At 70.0% G+C, this 15617-nt stretch carries 17 protein-coding genes; 1 reads left to right on the top strand and 16 read right to left on the bottom strand.

Annotated elements, in window-relative coordinates; translation table 11 throughout:
* Nucleotides 1-15 precede the first annotated feature (15 nt).
* Nucleotides 16-543, top strand: coding sequence for an inorganic diphosphatase (gene ppa, locus ACO2Q0_RS08745; RefSeq protein ID WP_423351108.1), 528 nt, complete (start codon nucleotides 16-18; stop codon nucleotides 541-543).
* On the opposite strand, the gene trmB is transcribed toward ppa, so the two are convergent.
* The 16 genes from trmB to ACO2Q0_RS08665 form a co-directional block, all read right to left on the bottom strand.
* On the bottom strand, nucleotides 540-1214 hold the full coding sequence (trmB, locus tag ACO2Q0_RS08740; protein ID WP_423351107.1) for a tRNA (guanosine(46)-N7)-methyltransferase TrmB: 675 nt from the start codon (nucleotides 1212-1214) through the stop codon (nucleotides 540-542). The two genes, ppa and trmB, sit on opposite strands and share 4 nt — an antisense overlap.
* A gap of 28 nt (nucleotides 1215-1242) precedes the next feature.
* The gene (metK, locus tag ACO2Q0_RS08735) at nucleotides 1243-2463 is read right to left on the bottom strand and encodes a methionine adenosyltransferase (RefSeq protein ID WP_423351106.1); all 1221 of its coding nucleotides are present in this window, start codon (nucleotides 2461-2463) and stop codon (nucleotides 1243-1245) included.
* A 111-nt stretch (nucleotides 2464-2574) separates the two neighbouring features.
* Nucleotides 2575-2994, bottom strand: coding sequence for a helix-turn-helix domain-containing protein (locus ACO2Q0_RS08730; RefSeq protein WP_423351105.1), 420 nt, complete (start codon nucleotides 2992-2994; stop codon nucleotides 2575-2577).
* 57 nt (nucleotides 2995-3051) lie between these two features.
* On the bottom strand, nucleotides 3052-4620 hold the full coding sequence (gene lnt / locus ACO2Q0_RS08725) for an apolipoprotein N-acyltransferase (RefSeq protein WP_423351104.1): 1569 nt from the start codon (nucleotides 4618-4620) through the stop codon (nucleotides 3052-3054).
* Nucleotides 4621-4627: 7 nt separating this feature from the next.
* Nucleotides 4628-5467, bottom strand: a complete 840-nt coding sequence (locus tag ACO2Q0_RS08720; RefSeq protein WP_423351103.1) for a hemolysin family protein — start codon at nucleotides 5465-5467, stop codon at nucleotides 4628-4630.
* A gap of 46 nt (nucleotides 5468-5513) precedes the next feature.
* Nucleotides 5514-5978, bottom strand: coding sequence for an rRNA maturation RNase YbeY (gene ybeY / locus ACO2Q0_RS08715; RefSeq protein WP_423351102.1), 465 nt, complete (start codon nucleotides 5976-5978; stop codon nucleotides 5514-5516).
* Nucleotides 5975-6931 (bottom strand): PhoH family protein, encoded by a 957-nt coding sequence (locus ACO2Q0_RS08710; RefSeq protein ID WP_423351101.1) that lies wholly within the window; start codon nucleotides 6929-6931, stop codon nucleotides 5975-5977. The genes ybeY and ACO2Q0_RS08710 overlap by 4 nt, the downstream gene beginning before the upstream one ends.
* Complete coding sequence (miaB, locus tag ACO2Q0_RS08705) at nucleotides 6928-8271, bottom strand: tRNA (N6-isopentenyl adenosine(37)-C2)-methylthiotransferase MiaB (protein WP_423351100.1); 1344 nt, start codon at nucleotides 8269-8271, stop codon at nucleotides 6928-6930. Before miaB ends, ACO2Q0_RS08710 begins: the two co-directional genes overlap by 4 nt.
* 41 nt (nucleotides 8272-8312) lie before the next feature.
* The gene (locus tag ACO2Q0_RS08700; protein WP_423351590.1) at nucleotides 8313-8684 is read right to left on the bottom strand and encodes a Fur family transcriptional regulator; all 372 of its coding nucleotides are present in this window, start codon (nucleotides 8682-8684) and stop codon (nucleotides 8313-8315) included.
* Between the two features lie 70 nt (nucleotides 8685-8754).
* A complete protein-coding gene (locus tag ACO2Q0_RS08695; protein WP_423351099.1) occupies nucleotides 8755-9210 on the bottom strand; it encodes a GNAT family N-acetyltransferase in 456 nt (151 codons plus the stop codon).
* Complete coding sequence (gene tsaB, locus ACO2Q0_RS08690; RefSeq protein WP_423351098.1) at nucleotides 9207-9851, bottom strand: tRNA (adenosine(37)-N6)-threonylcarbamoyltransferase complex dimerization subunit type 1 TsaB; 645 nt, start codon at nucleotides 9849-9851, stop codon at nucleotides 9207-9209. The genes ACO2Q0_RS08695 and tsaB overlap by 4 nt, the downstream gene beginning before the upstream one ends.
* A gap of 37 nt (nucleotides 9852-9888) precedes the next feature.
* The gene (locus ACO2Q0_RS08685) at nucleotides 9889-10464 is read right to left on the bottom strand and encodes a NifU family protein (protein WP_423351097.1); all 576 of its coding nucleotides are present in this window, start codon (nucleotides 10462-10464) and stop codon (nucleotides 9889-9891) included.
* A gap of 54 nt (nucleotides 10465-10518) precedes the next feature.
* Nucleotides 10519-10998: a universal stress protein gene (locus ACO2Q0_RS08680; RefSeq protein WP_423351096.1), complete on the bottom strand. Its 480-nt coding sequence runs from the start codon at nucleotides 10996-10998 to the stop codon at nucleotides 10519-10521.
* A 44-nt stretch (nucleotides 10999-11042) separates the two neighbouring features.
* Nucleotides 11043-12077, bottom strand: a complete 1035-nt coding sequence (gene trpS / locus ACO2Q0_RS08675; RefSeq protein WP_423351095.1) for a tryptophan--tRNA ligase — start codon at nucleotides 12075-12077, stop codon at nucleotides 11043-11045.
* A gap of 157 nt (nucleotides 12078-12234) precedes the next feature.
* Nucleotides 12235-13845 carry a murein biosynthesis integral membrane protein MurJ gene (murJ, locus tag ACO2Q0_RS08670; protein WP_423351094.1) on the bottom strand — a complete coding sequence of 537 codons (1611 nt, stop codon included), beginning with the start codon at nucleotides 13843-13845 and terminating at the stop codon, nucleotides 12235-12237.
* A gap of 31 nt (nucleotides 13846-13876) precedes the next feature.
* Nucleotides 13877-15607, bottom strand: a complete 1731-nt coding sequence (locus ACO2Q0_RS08665) for a DEAD/DEAH box helicase (RefSeq protein WP_423351093.1) — start codon at nucleotides 15605-15607, stop codon at nucleotides 13877-13879.
* Nucleotides 15608-15617 lie beyond the last annotated feature (10 nt).

Raw genomic sequence — 15617 nt, 5'->3', positions numbered from 1 at the left:
CAAGGCCATCTCCCCATGGACCTCTCCAAGATCCCCGTCGGCGAGAACCCGCCGTACGACGTCAACGCCATCATCGAGATCCCGCAGGGCGGCGAGCCGGTGAAGTACGAGCTGGACAAGGAGTCCGGCGCGATCTTCGTCGACCGCTTCCTGCACACGGCGATGTACTACCCGGGCAACTACGGCTTCATCCCGCACACGCTCGCCGACGACGGCGACCCGATGGACGTCGTCGTGGTGGGGCCGACGCCTGTGGTGCCGGGCGCCATCATCCGGGTCCGCCCGATCGGCGCGCTGATCATGCGTGACGAGGCCGGCGGCGACGAGAAGATCCTGGCGGTGCCGGTGGACAAGCTGCACCCGTTCTACGCCGGCGTGGACAGCTGGCGCGCCCTGCCGGCCATCCTGACCGAGCAGATCGCCCACTTCTTCAAGCACTACAAGGACCTGGAGAAGGGCAAGAGCGTCGACATCGTGCGCTGGGCCGATCCGGAAGAGGCCGCGGAACTGATCCGCACCTCCATCGAGGCCTACAAGGGCTAGGTGCGGACGAAGTCGAGGAAGACGGGCGCGCAGTCGCCCAGCTTCTTCTCCTCGTAGCGGGTGGTGACGTGGTCGGCCGGCGGGGTCCGCCAGTCGTCCGCGCGCGCCGCGCTCCACTGGAAGCGGCCGTCGTTCAGGATCCGCTCCAGGCTCCAGTCCGCATAGTCCGCCCAGTCGGTTGCGAAGCGGAGCTTTCCGCCCGGCTTCAGCACCCGAGCCAGCTCGGCCACCGTCTCCGCCTGCACCAGCCGGCGCTTGTTGTGCCGCGCCTTGGGCCACGGGTCCGGGAACAGGATGAAGACCCGGTCGAGGCTGGCGTCCGGCATCCGCGCGATCAGCTCGCGCACGTCGCCGTCGTGGACGCGGACGTTCTGCAGGCCTTGCTCGTCGATGTGGCGCAGCGCGCTCGCCACCCCGTTCTGGAACGGCTCGGCGCCGACGATCAGCACGTCGGGACGGCGCGAGGCCTGCGCGGCCATGTGCTCGCCGCCGCCGAAGCCGATCTCGAGCCACGCCTCCGCGGCGCCCGGCATCAGGTCGATGGGGGCGAACCGCCCTTCCGGCGGGCGAATGGACGGCAGCAGGCTGTCCATCAGCGCCGCCTGGCGAGGCTTGATGACGCGCGACTTGATCCGGCCGAACGACCGGAGCGGCGGGTGATTGTCCGACATGGCGCCCGCTCTACAGCGGGCTCCCCCTTCAGGCCAGCTTGCGCAGGTCTTCGACGAGGTCGGTCTTTTCCCAGGAGAAGCCGCCTTCGTTGTCGGGCGTGCGGCCGAAGTGGCCGTAGGCCGCGGTCCGCGCATAGATCGGGCGGTTGAGCCCCAGGTGCTGGCGGATCGCCCGCGGGGTCGCCCCGCCGATCAGCTCGGGGAGCACCTTCTCCAGCTGGGCCGGATCGACTTCACCGGTGCCGTGCAGGTCGACGTAGAAGCTCAGTGGCTGGGCGACACCGATCGCATAGCTGATCTGGATCGTGCACTTCCTGGCGAGGCCGGCGGCGACGACGTTCTTGGCCAGGTAGCGGCAGGCGTAGGCGGCCGAGCGGTCCACCTTCGTTGGATCCTTGCCGGAGAAGGCGCCGCCGCCGTGCGGGGCCGCGCCGCCGTAGGTGTCGACGATGATCTTGCGGCCGGTGAGGCCCGCGTCGCCGTCCGGCCCGCCGATCTCGAAGCGGCCGGTCGGGTTGATGTGCCACTTGGTCTTCCGGGTGATCAGGCCTTCCGGCACGACCTGCAGGACATACGGCTTGATCACTTCGGCCAGGCGCTTCGGCGTGGCGATCTGGTCGCCGAGACGCTTCTTGTGCTGGGTGGAAACGACGATCTGCAGGATCTCGGCCGGCTTGCCGTCCTCGTAGCGGATGGTGACCTGGCTCTTGGCGTCCGGCTCCAGCACGGCGCATTCGCCCGACTTCCGGACCTCGGCCAGACGCTTCAGGATGTTCTGCGAGTATTGCAGGGTGGCCGGCATCAGCTCGGGCGTCTCGTCCGAGGCGTAGCCGAACATGATGCCCTGGTCGCCGGCGCCCTCGTCCTTCTTGTCCGAGGCGTCCACGCCCTGAGCGATGTGGGCGGACTGTTCGTGCAGGTGGCAGGCGTACTTCGCCTTCTGCCAGTGGAAGCCCTTCTGCTCGTAGCCGATGTCCTTGATCGCGGCGCGGACCTTCGGCTCCAGCGACTTCACGATCTCCTTCGTGAGCGCCTTGTTCTCGGCCTTCGAGCCGCCCGGCTTGCCCGCGCGGACTTCGCCCGCGAGCACGATGCGATTGGTGGTCACCAGCGTCTCGCAGGCGACGCGCGCCTCGGGTTCGACCGACAGGAAGGCGTCGACGACGGTATCCGAAATGCGGTCCGCCACCTTGTCGGGATGGCCCTCGGACACGGCCTCGCTGGTGAAGATGTAGTTCGAACGGCTCAAGACGCTTAGCTCCGGGGCTTGGATCGGCCGCGCATCCAGGCGGCCTGGCAGGAGGTCGAGAAGCCTATAAAGAAATCTTTATGTCCCGCCAAGCGGCCGTCGCCCTGGGACTCAGGCTCCGACCGCCTCCGACGCCTCGGCCATCGCCCGGACGAGTTCGAGGATCTTCCGCCTCACCCGGGGCTGCGGGATCCGCGGGAAGAGTTGAGCCAACTCCAGGCCTTCGCTGGACAGCAGGAAGTCCTGGACAGGTTCCGGCTGAGCCGGCGCAGCCCCAGGAGCATCGTTCAGCCCTTCGTAGAAGTAGCCGACCGTCGTCCGCAGCACGCGGGCCATTTCCCAGAGCTTGGAGGCGCTGACGCGGTTGGTCGCCCGTTCGTACTTCTGGACCTGCTGGAACGTCAGGCCGATGGACTCGGCCAGACGCTCCTGGCTCATGCCCAACTCCTTGCGCCGCATGCGGATTCTCAAGCCCACGTGGCGGTCCACGGGGTTCGGCGCGTCGCGGTCTACGTCAGGGAAGCTGTTCATGGACGCCCCATACCGAAGCTTCCGAAAATCGCAACCGACGGGGGCTGCGTCACATAATCACGGTCGATGAACGCGGCTCATGATCCACGCCAGCGCCGACAGCGCCAGCATGACGGCGAAGGGGCCGTCGCCCCACCTGTGGAAGGGCGTCGGCGGCAGAGCGGCGGGGAGCGGGGCGTCGAGCACCCCGAATTCGCCAAGGCCCAAGCTCGCGCCCGGGACGATCCGCCCATAGGCGTCAATCACGGCCGAAACGCCTGTGGGCGTCGAGCGCACGATCGGCAGCCCCTCCTCGATGGCGCGGTAGCTCGCGATGTTGAGATGCTGCAGCGGTCCGCTTGTGCGTCCGAACCATGCGTCGTTCGAGATGTTCAGGATCCAGGCGGGGCGGACCGCGTCCCGCTGCGCGCCGGCGCGGGTGAAGCCCGGGAACAGGGCCTCGTAGCAGATCAGGGGCTGCAGGGCGGGCGTGCCGGCGGGCGCGAGCGGGCGTGGGGGCGATCCGGCGGTGAAGTCCTCCGGCATGTGGACCAGGCTGCGGATGCCGAGCTTCGTGGCGGCCTCGCCCAGCGGCAGATACTCGCCGAAGGGCACCAGGCGGTGCTTGTCGTAGACGCCGGTGACGCGCAGTCCGCCGCCTTCGCGCCGGAAGGCCACCAGGCTGTTGAAGTAGCGCGCTTCGCCGGCGGGCGTGACCTCGGCCCGGTTCGCGCCCATCAGCAGCGTCTGGCCGTTCTGCAGCGTGTCGACCAGCAGCGGGCCATAGACCGAACCCGGGGCGATGAGATCGTCGATCACCGCCGGCAGGGCGCCCTCGGGCCAGACGACGATGTCGGGCGCCGCCGCCGCGGGTCGCCGGCTTAGGCCGCTGTAGGCTTCGAAGATAAGCCGGAGGTTCTCGGGCTTCCACTTGTCCTTCTGATCGATGTCGGCCTGGACCACGCGGATGCGCGGTGCGTCCGCCCGGGCGTTCGAGGTCGGCGCGCCCTCGAGACGGCTCCAGCCGTAGCCGTAGAGCGCCGCCAGCCCGATGCCGGCCAGCGCCAGCGCCGCGATCCTGGCGCCTCGTCCGAGCTTCAGGGCGACCAGGGCAGGGGTCGCCGCCAGGGCCAGGGTGATCCAGCTGAGCCCGTAGGCGCCGACCAGCGCCGCGGCCTGTGACGGAAGGCCGCCCGCACGCCACGCCTCGCCCGGCAGATTCCACGGAAAGCCGGTCAGCACGTGGCCGCGCAGCCATTCGAAGGCGGCGAAGACGCCGGCGAAGACCAGCACCTTCCAGGCGCCCTCCGGCTTCATCGCCCGATAGAGCAGGCCGGCCGCGCCCCAGAACAGCGCCAGCCCGCCGGCCATGGCGACCAACGCGAAGGGCGCCATCCAGCCGTGCGCCTTCACGTCGACCAGGAACGGCTCCACGATCCACCAGGTGGAGAGGCCGAAGTAGCCGAGACCGGCCAGCCAGCCGCGGAAGAAGGCCGAACGCAGCGGTCGGTCGTCGTCCACCTCCAGCGCTCGCAGGATCAGGGCATAGCCCAGCAGGCCCGGCAGCAGGCCGAAGGGCGGATGGGCGAGGGCGGCGCCAAGGCCGCCCAGCAGGGCCCATAGACGGAGAAGCCAGGCGCTGCGCAACGGAAGCTCAGGCTTCGGCGGAGGCCGGGGCGGGCGCGCGGCGCACCCGCACGCGTTTCACCCGCCGTGGATCGGCGGCCAGCACCTCGATGGAGAAGCCATCGGGGTGGTCTATCCGCTCACGCTTCTGCGGCACCCGGCCCGCCAGGGCGTTCACGAGGCCGGCGACGGTCTCAATTTCCTCGTCCAGGTCTTCGGGCGCGAGGTCCACGCCGTCGCCGATCGCCTGCTCCAGCTCTTCAAGCGGCGCGCGCCCGTCGGCGATCCAGCCCTCGTCGTCCTCGACGATGGGCGTGAAGCCGGCGTCACCCTCCTCGTCGTGCTCGTCGGCGATCTCGCCCACCAGCTTCTCCAGGAGATCCTCCAGGGTCACGAGGCCGTCGGTCCCGCCGAACTCGTCGATCACGAGGGCCATGTGGGTCCGCCGGGTGCGCATCAGCGCCAGCAGTTCGGCCGCAGCCATCGACGGCGGCACGTACAGCACCTTGCGGACGAGCTGGTAACGGCCCTGCAGGATCTGGTCCTCGGGCTTTGGCTTGCGGGTCTTGCGGGCCAGCAGCTTGAAGACGTCCTTCACGTGGACGACGCCCACCGGCTCGTCCAGCGTGTCCTTGTAGACCGGCATGCGACTGTGCTCGGCCTCGACGAAACGGGCGACCACCTCGGAGAACGTGCTGCTGCGCTCGACGGCCACGATGTCCGCGCGCGGCTTCATCACGTCCTCGACGCGCAGGTCCTGGAAGGCGCGGGCCTGGCTGACCAGTTCGCCCGCCCCCTCCGTTTCCGGCTCGGGCGTCACGTCGGTCGCCCCATCGGCGCTCCGGCGGAAGAAATCGATGAACGCCATCAGCCCGCGCCGTCGGCCCGGGCCGCGCCTACTCGATGGGTCGAGGTCAGTCATGCTCTCCCTCGCTGGCCGCATAGGGGTCGGAAATCCCCAGTCCGGCCAGGATGACGCGCTCGAGGCCTTCCATGGCCTCGGCCTCATCTTCGCTCATGTGGTCGTATCCGAGAAGGTGCAAGACGCCGTGCACCACCAGATGCTGCAGGTGATCGGCGAGCGGCTTGCCCTGTTCCACCGCTTCCCGGGCGCAGACGCCAAACGCCAGGGCCACGTCGCCCAGATGCTTCTCCGGGTTCGGCGGCGCGGGAAAGGACAACACGTTCGTCGGCTTGTCCTGGTCGCGGAAGCGGGCGTTCAGCGCCTGGACCGTGGCGTCATCGGTCAGCAACAGGCTCACGCCCTCGCCCTCGGCGCCTTCGCTCAGCAGCGCGGCCGTTGCGGCCCGACGCGTCAGGGCCTCGGCGTCCGCGAGCGCCGCCGTCCAGGCCCCGTCCTCGACTTCGATGTCGATCAAACGGTCCGCCCGCGCCGCGCGGCGTCGGCATCGTAGGCGCGCACGATCCGCTCCACCAGCGGATGCCGCACGACGTCCTCCGACGAGAAGCGGACCACGCCGATGCCCTTCACGTCGTCCAGCAGGCTCACCGCGTGGGCGAGACCCGAGTCGGCCGGGTTCGGCAGGTCGATCTGGGTCGGGTCGCCGGTCACCGCCATGCGCGAGCCTTCGCCCAGCCGGGTCAGCACCATCTTCATCTGCGCGCGACTGGCGTTCTGCGCCTCGTCGACAATGACGAAGGCGTGGCTCAGCGTTCGACCGCGCAGGAAGGCGATGGGCGCCACTTCGATCTCGCCCTTCTCGCGCCGACGGCGGAGCTGTTCAGCGCCGAGGATATCGGTCAGCGCCTCCCACACGGGCGCCATGTAGGGGTCGACCTTCTCGTTCATGTCGCCGGGCAGGAAGCCGAGCCGCTCCCCGGCCTCGACGGCCGGCCGCGACACGATCAGCCGGTCGACTGCGCCCTGCAGCAGCATGCCCGCGCCGTGCGCGACCGCGAGGAAGGTCTTGCCGGTGCCTGCGGGTCCCAGGCCAAAGACCAGTTCGCAGGCAGCCAGCGCCTGGAGGTAGGTCGCCTGGGTCGCCGTCTTCGGCGCCACCTGCCCTCGCCGACCCACCGGCAGGGGCGCGGCTCCGGGCGCGCCGGAGCCCGTGCGCGCCTGCCCGATGGCGACGCGGACGTCGGCCTCATTGACCTCCAGACCCTGGTCGGCGCGGTCGGCGATCGCATGGACCGCCTTCTTGGCCTGCCCGCGGGCCCTGGTGTCCCCGCTCAGCGACACGCCGCCGCCGGGGGTTTCGACCAGCACGCCGAAGGCGTCCTCGATCAGCGCCGCATGGCGGCTGTTCGCCCCTGCGACGGCGCGCACCGCGGCGTCCGACAGGGCGATGAATTCAGGCGCTCGGCTCAAGCCGTCTCCAGTTCCACAACGCCCGCCAGGCTGTTCTGGGCGGCGCTCTCGACCTTCACCGGAACGATCTCGCCGAGCATCCGATCCGGGGCCGTCACGTGCACCGCCTGCAGATAGGGGCTCTTGCCGACCAGCTGACCGGGATGGCGGCCGGCCTTCTCGAACAGCACCTTCAGCGTGCGCCCGGTCTGGGCCTGGTTGAAGGCCATCCGCTGTTCGTCCAGCAGGGCGTTCAGCCGCGACAGCCGCTCCTCCTTCACCTCCTCGGGCACCTGGCCCGGCAGGGCGGCGGCCGGCGTGCCGGGACGGCGCGAGTACTTGAACGAGAAGCAGCTGGCGTAGCCCACCTCGCGCACGAGCTGCAGCGTCGCCTCGAAGTCGCTCTCGCGCTCCCCCGGGAAACCCACGATGAAGTCGCCTGACAACGCGATGTCGGGGCGCGCGGCGCGGACGCGCTCGACCACGCGGACGTAGCTTTCCGCCGTGTGGGTTCGGTTCATCGCCCGCAGGATCTTGTCCGAACCGGCCTGCACGGGCAGGTGCAGGTACGGCATCAGGGCTTCCACCTCGCCGTGAGCGGCGATCAGGGCCTCGTCCATGTCGCGAGGATGGCTCGTGGTGTAGCGGATCCGGTCGAGGCCTGGGATCGTCGCCAGCCGGCGCACCAGACCCGCCAAGCCGCCCTCGCCGCCGTAGGCGTTGACGTTCTGGCCCAGCAGGGTGACCTCACGCACGCCCTGCGCCGCAAGACTACGCGCTTCCGCCTCGATGGCGTCGGGGGGCCGGCTCCATTCGCCGCCGCGCGTGTAGGGCACCACGCAGAACGTACAGAACTTGTCACAACCTTCCTGGACGGTGAGGAAGGCGCTGACGCCCGTGGGCCGCCGGTCGCTGGGCAGCGTGTCGAACTTCTCGTCCGGCGCGAAGTCGGCGGCCAGGCGCTCGCCGCGCGCGCGGTGGGAGCGGGCGATCAGCTCGGGGAGCTGGTGGTACGCCTGGGGTCCGACCACGAGGTCCACCGCAGGCTGCCGGCGCATGATCTCCTCGCCCTCGGCCTGGGCGACGCAGCCGGCCACGGCGATGGTCATGCGCGACCCGCCCTCGGACAGCCGCTCGTCCCGCATCTCGCGCAGCTTTCCGAGCTCGGAATAGACCTTCTCGGTGGCCTTTTCGCGGATGTGGCAGGTGTTCAGCACGACCAGGTCGGCGGCCGCGGGATCGTCCGTCATGCCATAGCCCAGCGGCGCAAGGACGTCGGCCATGCGCTCGCTGTCATAGACGTTCATCTGACAGCCGTAGGTCTTGATGTAGAGGCGCTTGGCGGGCGCGGTCTCGGACATGGCGGGCGTTATGGGGTCGGCGGAGCCCCTACGCAAGGCGACTAGTCCTCGATGGGCATGCCATACAGCTCGAGGCGGTGGTCCACGAGCTTGTAGCCGAGCTTGCGCGCGATGGCCTCCTGAAGGGCCTCGATCTCGGGATCGACAAACTCCACCACCTTGCCGGTCTTCATGTCGATGAGGTGGTCGTGGTGATCATCGGTGTGCTCCTCGTACCGCGAGCGCCCGTCGCGGAAATCGAGGCGATCGATGATCCCGGCCTCTTCGAACAGCCGAACCGTCCGGTAGACGGTGGCTATCGAGATGTGCGGGTCGACGGCATGGGCGCGGCGATGCAGCTCTTCCACGTCCGGGTGGTCGCTGGACATCGAGAGCACGCGGGCGATCACCCGGCGCTGCTCAGTCATGCGCATGCCCTTGTCGACACAGAGCTTCTCGATGCGGTCCGCCACGGAGCCTCCACTGCTTTGACCAAGGATAGGTCTAGTGGCCTTGCGTTCCAAGGTCGAGCCGCATGACCAGGGCGTCGGCGCGGCCTGCAGCGCCGCGATCGTAATACGCCTTCCGCAGCCCGGCCCGCTCGAACCCCAGGCCCTCGTAAAGCCCGATGGCGGGACGGTTGTCGACGTCCACCTCGAGGAAGGCCGCCGCCGCGCCGAGTTCGTGCGCAAAGCCCAAGGCTCCCGTCAGCAGCGCCTTGGCGACGCCGCGCCGGCGCGCCCACGGCGGCACGGCGACGGTCAGGACCTCGGCCTCGCCCGCCAGCGCGCGGCAAAGCACGAGACCCGTCGCATCCTCGTCGAAGGCGAGCAGCGCGAAGACGCCGGACCCCGCCAGCAGGTCCGCGAAGGCCGCGGCGTCCCAGGGCCGGTCGAAGGCCTGGGCGTGGATCGTCGCCATCAGCGGGGCGTCGTAGGCCTCGGCTCGGCGCAGGTTCATTTGGGTGACCGGCCGCCGGGCAGCTTGGCGTCGGGCGGGCGCAGGTAGAGCGGCTTCAGCGGTCCGGCGGCGCGCGCGGCGGCGAGCCGGGCCACTGTGCGGGCGTCGCAGCCCTCGGGCGTAAGGACCATGGCGCCGGGCGCGATGTCGGCCAGCAGCGGAGCCCCCGAGCCGACCAGGCTCAGCGGCCGGCCCTGAGCCAGTTCCACGAGCCGGGCCGCGGCGGTGGGGATCGGCAGCACGTCAGGCGCCATCAGCGCGCGTCCGGCGTCGAAGACCTGCAGATAGGTCTGCTCGCGGCGAGCGTCGACGGCGGCGGCCACGAGGCCGTCGGCCTCGGCCGCAAGCGCCTCCAGCACGCCGACAGCCGCCGTCGGGATGGCCAGGGCGGAGGCCAGACCTTTGGCGAAGGCCACGCCGACGCGAAGGCCGGTGAAGGAGCCTGGCCCGACGGTGGCGCCGATCCGTTGCAGTCTGGGGAAAGCGAGCCCGGCGTCGGCCATCACGGCTTCGGCCATCGGAGCCAGGCGCTCCTGGTGGCCGCGCGCCATCACCTCGGACCGGTGCGCCAGCACCCGCTCGCCGTCGACCACGGCCACCGAGCAGGCGTTCAGGCAGGTGTCGAGCCCCAGAGCGATCATCGGGCGGGGTTAGCGGATGGGAGGCGCGGCGGGAAGGCTATCCCAGCGTCTGCTCCACGCGGGTCACTTCCGGCACATAGTGCTTCAGCATGTTCTCGACGCCGGCCTTCAGGGTCGCGGTCGAGGAGGGGCAGCCCGAGCAGGCGCCGCGCATGTTGAGCCACACGACGCCGGTGTCGGGCTCGAATTTGTGGAAGAGGATGTCGCCGCCGTCCTGGGCGACCGCGGGGCGGATTCGGGTATCCAGCAGATCCTTGATCTCGGCGACGATCTGGGCGGTCTCGCCCTCGTACACGCCCTCGTCGTGGCCGCCGGACTGCTCCCCCTCTTCGGCGAACATCGGGCGGCCCGAGGTGAAGTGATCCATGATCGCCGCCAGAACCGGCGCCTTGAGGTGCGGCCAGTCGAACGACGGGTGCTTGCCCACGGTGATGAAGTCGGGGCCGAAGAACACCCGCTGCACGCCTTCGATGTCGAAGATGTCCGCCGCCAGGGGCGAGGCCTGGGCCTCGTCGGTCGAGCGGAAATCGCGCGTACCCTCGCCCAGGACGGTCTTGCCGGGCAAGAACTTCAGGACCTCGGGATTGGGCGTAGCTTCGGTCTGGATGAACATGCGTCAGATGTGGCGTCCCCTGGGTTCCAACGCAAGTTCCGCACGTCTCCGAGCCTAAGCCAGATCGGCGATCTCCGCGTCGGTGAGGTCGCCGGGGACGATGGTGACCGGGACCTTGCGATCGCCCCATTTCACGCCGTCCTTGGCGATCGAGGCCACAAGGGCGCCCGGACCGCGCCCGCCGACGGCGGCGGCGACCACCAGGATCTTTATGTCCTCGTCCTCCGTGAGGACCTGACGAAGTGCGACCCGCACGCTGTCGGCGTTCTTGATCAGGAATTCCGGCGGAAGGCCGGTCTCCTGCAGCACCAGGCCGGCGGAGTCCTGGAGTTCGGCCTCCGCCTCTTCGCGCTGCTGGCGCTCGATCTCGTCGCGCACGCCCGACCAGTGCTCGAAGACCGCGGGCTCGATCACCTTCAGCAGCGCGACGTGCCCGCCCGTGGAGCGGGCGCGGCGGCAGGCGAAGCGCAGGGCCGCCTGGAATTCCGGCGTGCCGTCGGCCACGACCAGGAACTTGCGTTTGCTGGTGCTCATGTTCGGACGGTGCGGCGCCCTGGAGACGGAGGCAAGCGGGCGGCTCAGCCGGCCCAGTAGCCGACGAGGCGTTTGACCTCGGCCACCACCGGCACGGCGATCTCCCGGGCCCGCTGCGCGCCGTCGGTGAGGATGCGGTCGATCTCGGATGGATCGGCGAGCAGCCGGCGCATCTCGCCCCCGATCGGCGACATCACCGATACCGCGAGGTCGGCGAGCCTCGGCTTGAACGCCCCGAAGCCCTGGCCGGCGAACTCGGCCAGCACCTCGGCGTCGGTCTTCCCGGCGAGCGCCGCGTAGATGCCGACCAGATTGCGGGCTTCCGGCCGGCCCTCCAGGCCCTCCACCGTCTCCGGCAGCGGGTCGGGATCGGTGCGTGCCTTGCGCACCTTGCTGGCGATCGCGTCGGCGTCGTCGGTGAGATTGATCCGCGATTGGTCCGAGGGATCGGACTTCGACATCTTCGCCGACCCGTCCCGCAGGCTCATGACCCGCGCGCCGGGCCCCTGCGTCAGCGGCTCGGGCAGCGGGAAGAAGCCGGGCGCCTGGAAGTCGTTGTTGAACTTCTGGGCGATATCTCGGGTCAGCTCGAGGTGCTGCTTCTGGTCGTCGCCGACCGGCACGTGGGTCGCCTTGTAGACCAGGATGTCGGCCGCCTGCAGCACCGGATAGGTGTAGAGCCCCACGCTGGAGCGCTCCTTGTGCTTGCCGCTCTTCTCCTTGAACTGGGTCATCCGGTCGAGCCAGCCGAGGCGGGCGACGCAGTTGAAGATCCAGGCGAGCTCGGCGTGCTCGGGCACCGCCGACTGGGCGAAGATGGCGGCGACCTTCGGATCGAGGCCTGTGGCCAGGTAGGCGGCGGCGATCTCGCGCACGTGCTGCTTCAGCTTCGCCGGCTCCTGCCACACGGTGATCGCGTGCATGTCGGCGACGAAGATGAACGTCGGCTGCTCGTGCTGGAGCCGGGCGAACTTGGCCAGGGCGCCGAGATAGTTGCCGAGGTGGAGGTCGCCGGTCGGCTGGACGCCGGAGAGCACGCGTTGAGGGCCCGCGTAGGGGGCGGGAGCTTGATCGGTCATGATGTTGGGCTTCTGAGCGAAATGGACGTGCGGGCGCAAGCCCGATGAAAGTCAGTATCGGCGGCCTAAGCCCGCCATCGCCCAATCGCGAGCGAGGTGTTGCGCGTCCGGATCGTCATGGTCAGCGAGATAGCCCGCGGGCGGCCCCGACGGCAAGTCAGAGATCGGGCGTGGCCACGGGGGCATCGCCCTTGCGGCGCCGAAGCGCGGCCCGGGCCTCGGCGGGGGTGACGCCGCCGAAAGCGAACAGCAGCAGCGGATAGAGCGCGCCGCCGGCCAGGCACACGAGGATGATCGTCAGCTCCTTCGAGCCCAGCGGCCGCTCCAGAGCCGTGCGGAAGGTGGAGGCCAGCACGCAGGCTCCGCCCAGCACCCCCGAGGCTGCGGCCACGCGCGCCACCTTGCCGATGGCTCGGCCGGACGGCCGCCAGATGTCAGTGGCCCAGAGCTTCACGGCCATCTGAGCGACGGTGATCCACGACGCCGCGGCGGTGGCGAGCGCGATGCCCTCGAAGCCCAGGGTGTAGAAGAGGCCGACCCCGAGGACGATGTTCACCGCGATGGAGACCAGCGAGTAGGTCATCGGGGTCCGCGTATCGCCGCGGGCGAAGAAGGCCGGCTGCAGGATCTTGATCAGCACGAAGGCCGGCACGCCCCAGCCATAGTGGAAGAGCAGCTTGGCGGAGGCCGCCGCATCGGCGTGGGTGAAGGCGCCGCGGGCGAAGAACGCGTCCAGCAGGAAGAACGGCATCGCCATGAGCGCCGCCGCGGCGGGCAGGCTGAGCGCCAGGCCGAAGACGACCGCCTGGTCCATGGCGCCCTGGGCGTCGTCGTGGTCCTCGCGCTGGAGCGCCGTCGCCAGCCTGGGAAGCAACGCCACGCCAATGGCCACGCCCACCAGGCTGAGGGGCAACTGATAGAAGCGCTCGGCGAAGTTCAGCCACGCGCGCATGCCGGCCACCTGGCTGGCGAGGATCGCCGAGATGAACAGGTTCAGCTGAGTGGCGCTGGAGGCGATGATGCCGGGAACCATGCGGCGGACAAGCGTACGGATCTCAGGCGTGAGCTTCAGCCGCGAGGGGCTGATCCGGGCGCCGAGGCGCCGCGCGCCCCACCAGCAGAGCGCCGCCTGGCTGACGCCGGCGACGATCACGCCGACGGAGGCGGCGTACGAGGCCCGCACCGGATCGTCCTGCGGCAGCACCGCAGCCAGCATCACGACGTTCAGGATCGTCGGGTAGAAGCCGTAGATGATGAAGCGGCCGCGGGCCTGCAGGACGCCGGCGTAGAGCGAGGCGATCACCATGCAGGGCAGGTACGGCATCGTGATCTGGGTCAGGACGACGGCCAGCTTGAACTTCGCCGGATCGGCCATGAAGCCGTAGCTGTAGACCATCATCAGCCAAGGCATGGCGAGCTGACAGACGACGGTGAGCAGGACGGTGAAGGCCGCCACCGTGGCCAGCGCGTCCGAGGCGTAGCGGTCGGCGGCTTCCTTGCCCTCGCCTTCGAGCTTCTTGGCGTAGTCCGGGACGAACGCGGCGGCGAAGGCGCCCTCCGCGAACATCCTTCGGAACAGGTTCGGGAACGTCAGGGCCGTGTAGTAGGCGTCGGCGGCGATCGTCTGGCTGGCGCCGAGCCGCGCGGCGATGACCAGGTCGCGCGCCAGGCCCATGAAGCGGCTGACCAGCGTCAACCCCGAATAGATCATCGACGAGCGGATCAGGCCGCCCTTCTTCGGAGGGATGTCGCGCGGGCTCTCGGTCACGGCACGTTGGTCGGCTGCATCGCCGGGAGCGTCAAGCGCGCGGCCGCTTGTGCGGCTTGGCGCCCTTCGGCGGCGGCCCACGCCGGGGCTCTCGGTCGTTCGGCGGGCCTTTGCGGTGTGGCGGCGGTCCCTTGCGAGGGCCGCGCGGCGGCGGACGCTCGCCGGGCGGTCCAGACGGCTCGACCCGCATTTCGGCTCTTTCGGCGCCGGCCACGGCCTCACGGAAGCGCGCCTCGGCCTCGCGGCTGATCTCGAACTTGGTCTCGCGGTCGAAGATGCGGATCTGGCCGATGTCCTTCTTAGTGACATGCCCCAGGCGGCAGATCAGCGGGACCAGCCACTTGGGGTCGGCGCTTTGCGAGCGGCCGACCGGCAGTCGGAACCAGACGCCGTCATCCATCTCGACGTTCGGGGCGCGCTCGCGCACCGGGCGCTCGCCGCGCTCGACGCGATCGGCGACCTCGAACATCTCCTCCGGCTCGGGGAGGCGGGCGCGGTAGAGGCGCACGAGCGCGGCGGCCACCGCCTCCGGCGACCGGCCCTCCAGAACCTTGCGCGCGAGCGCCAGGTCCTCGTCGGTGGGCGCCTCGGTGAGGATGGGATCCTCCAGCATCCGCACCTGGTCGCGCTCGCGGATCTCGTCGACCGTGGGCGCGCCCGACCAGGTGACGTCCACCCCCGCGGCGTTGAGCAGCATCTCGGCCTTGCGGCGACGGGTGTAGGGCACGAGCAGCACCGAGACGCCCTTGCGCCCGGCCCGTCCTGTGCGGCCCGACCGGTGCAGCAGGGTCGCCTTGTTCACCGGCAGCTCGGCGTGGATCACGAGGCCGAGTTCGGGCAGATCGAGCCCACGGGCGGCGACGTCGGTGGCGACGCAGGCGCGCGCGTGACCGTCGCGCAGCGACTGCAGGGCGTCGGACCGTTCCTTCTGGCCCATCTCGCCCGAGAGCGCGACCACCGGGAACCCGCGCTCACGCAGCGATCCGTAGAGGTGCCGCACCGCTTCGCGCGTCGCGCAGAAGATCAGCGCGCTGGGCGACTCGAAATAGCGGAGAACGTTGACGACGGCGTTCTCGAGCTCGTTGGGCGCGATGCGGACGGCGCGATACTCGATGTCGCCGTGCGGCTCATCGCGCCGGACGGTGTCGATGCGGACGGCGTCCTTCTGGTAGCGCCGGGCCAGCGTGACGATGTCCTTCGCCAGCGTCGCCGAGAACAGGAACGTGCGGCGGGTGTCCGGCGTGGCGTCGAGGATCTCCTCGAGGTCCTCGCGGAAACCGAGGTCCAGCATCTCGTCGGCCTCGTCGAGCACCACGACACGCAGGCCGGAGAGGTCGAGATTGCCGCGCTCCAGGTGGTCGCGCAGCCGGCCCGGCGTGCCGACGACGATATGGCAGCCGGCGGCGAGCGCCCGCTGCTCGCGTCGGGCGTCCATGCCGCCGACGCAGGTGACGACGCGTACGCCGGCCTCGGCGTAGAGCCATTCCAACTCGCGGGCCACCTGCAGGGCGAGCTCGCGCGTGGGGGCGATGGCGAGGCCAAGCGGCACACCGGCGACGCCGAACCGCTCGGCCTCCTCCAGCAGCACGGGCGCGGCGGCCAGGCCAAAGGCCACGGTCTTGCCCGACCCGGTCTGGGCCGAAACGAGGAGATCGCGGCCGGCTTCGGCCTCGAGCACGGCGGCCTGGACTGGCGTCGGCTCGGCGTAGCCGCGTGCGGCAAGGGCCCGGCCCAGAGCCGGGTGAGTATCGGGAAAAGGCATGCGGTTGGTC

Source organism: Phenylobacterium sp. VNQ135, assembly GCF_049445735.1.
Taxonomy (GTDB): domain Bacteria; phylum Pseudomonadota; class Alphaproteobacteria; order Caulobacterales; family Caulobacteraceae; genus Phenylobacterium.
Note: the sequence above shows the minus strand (reverse complement) of the source record. Positions and strands in the feature narration are given on the sequence as shown.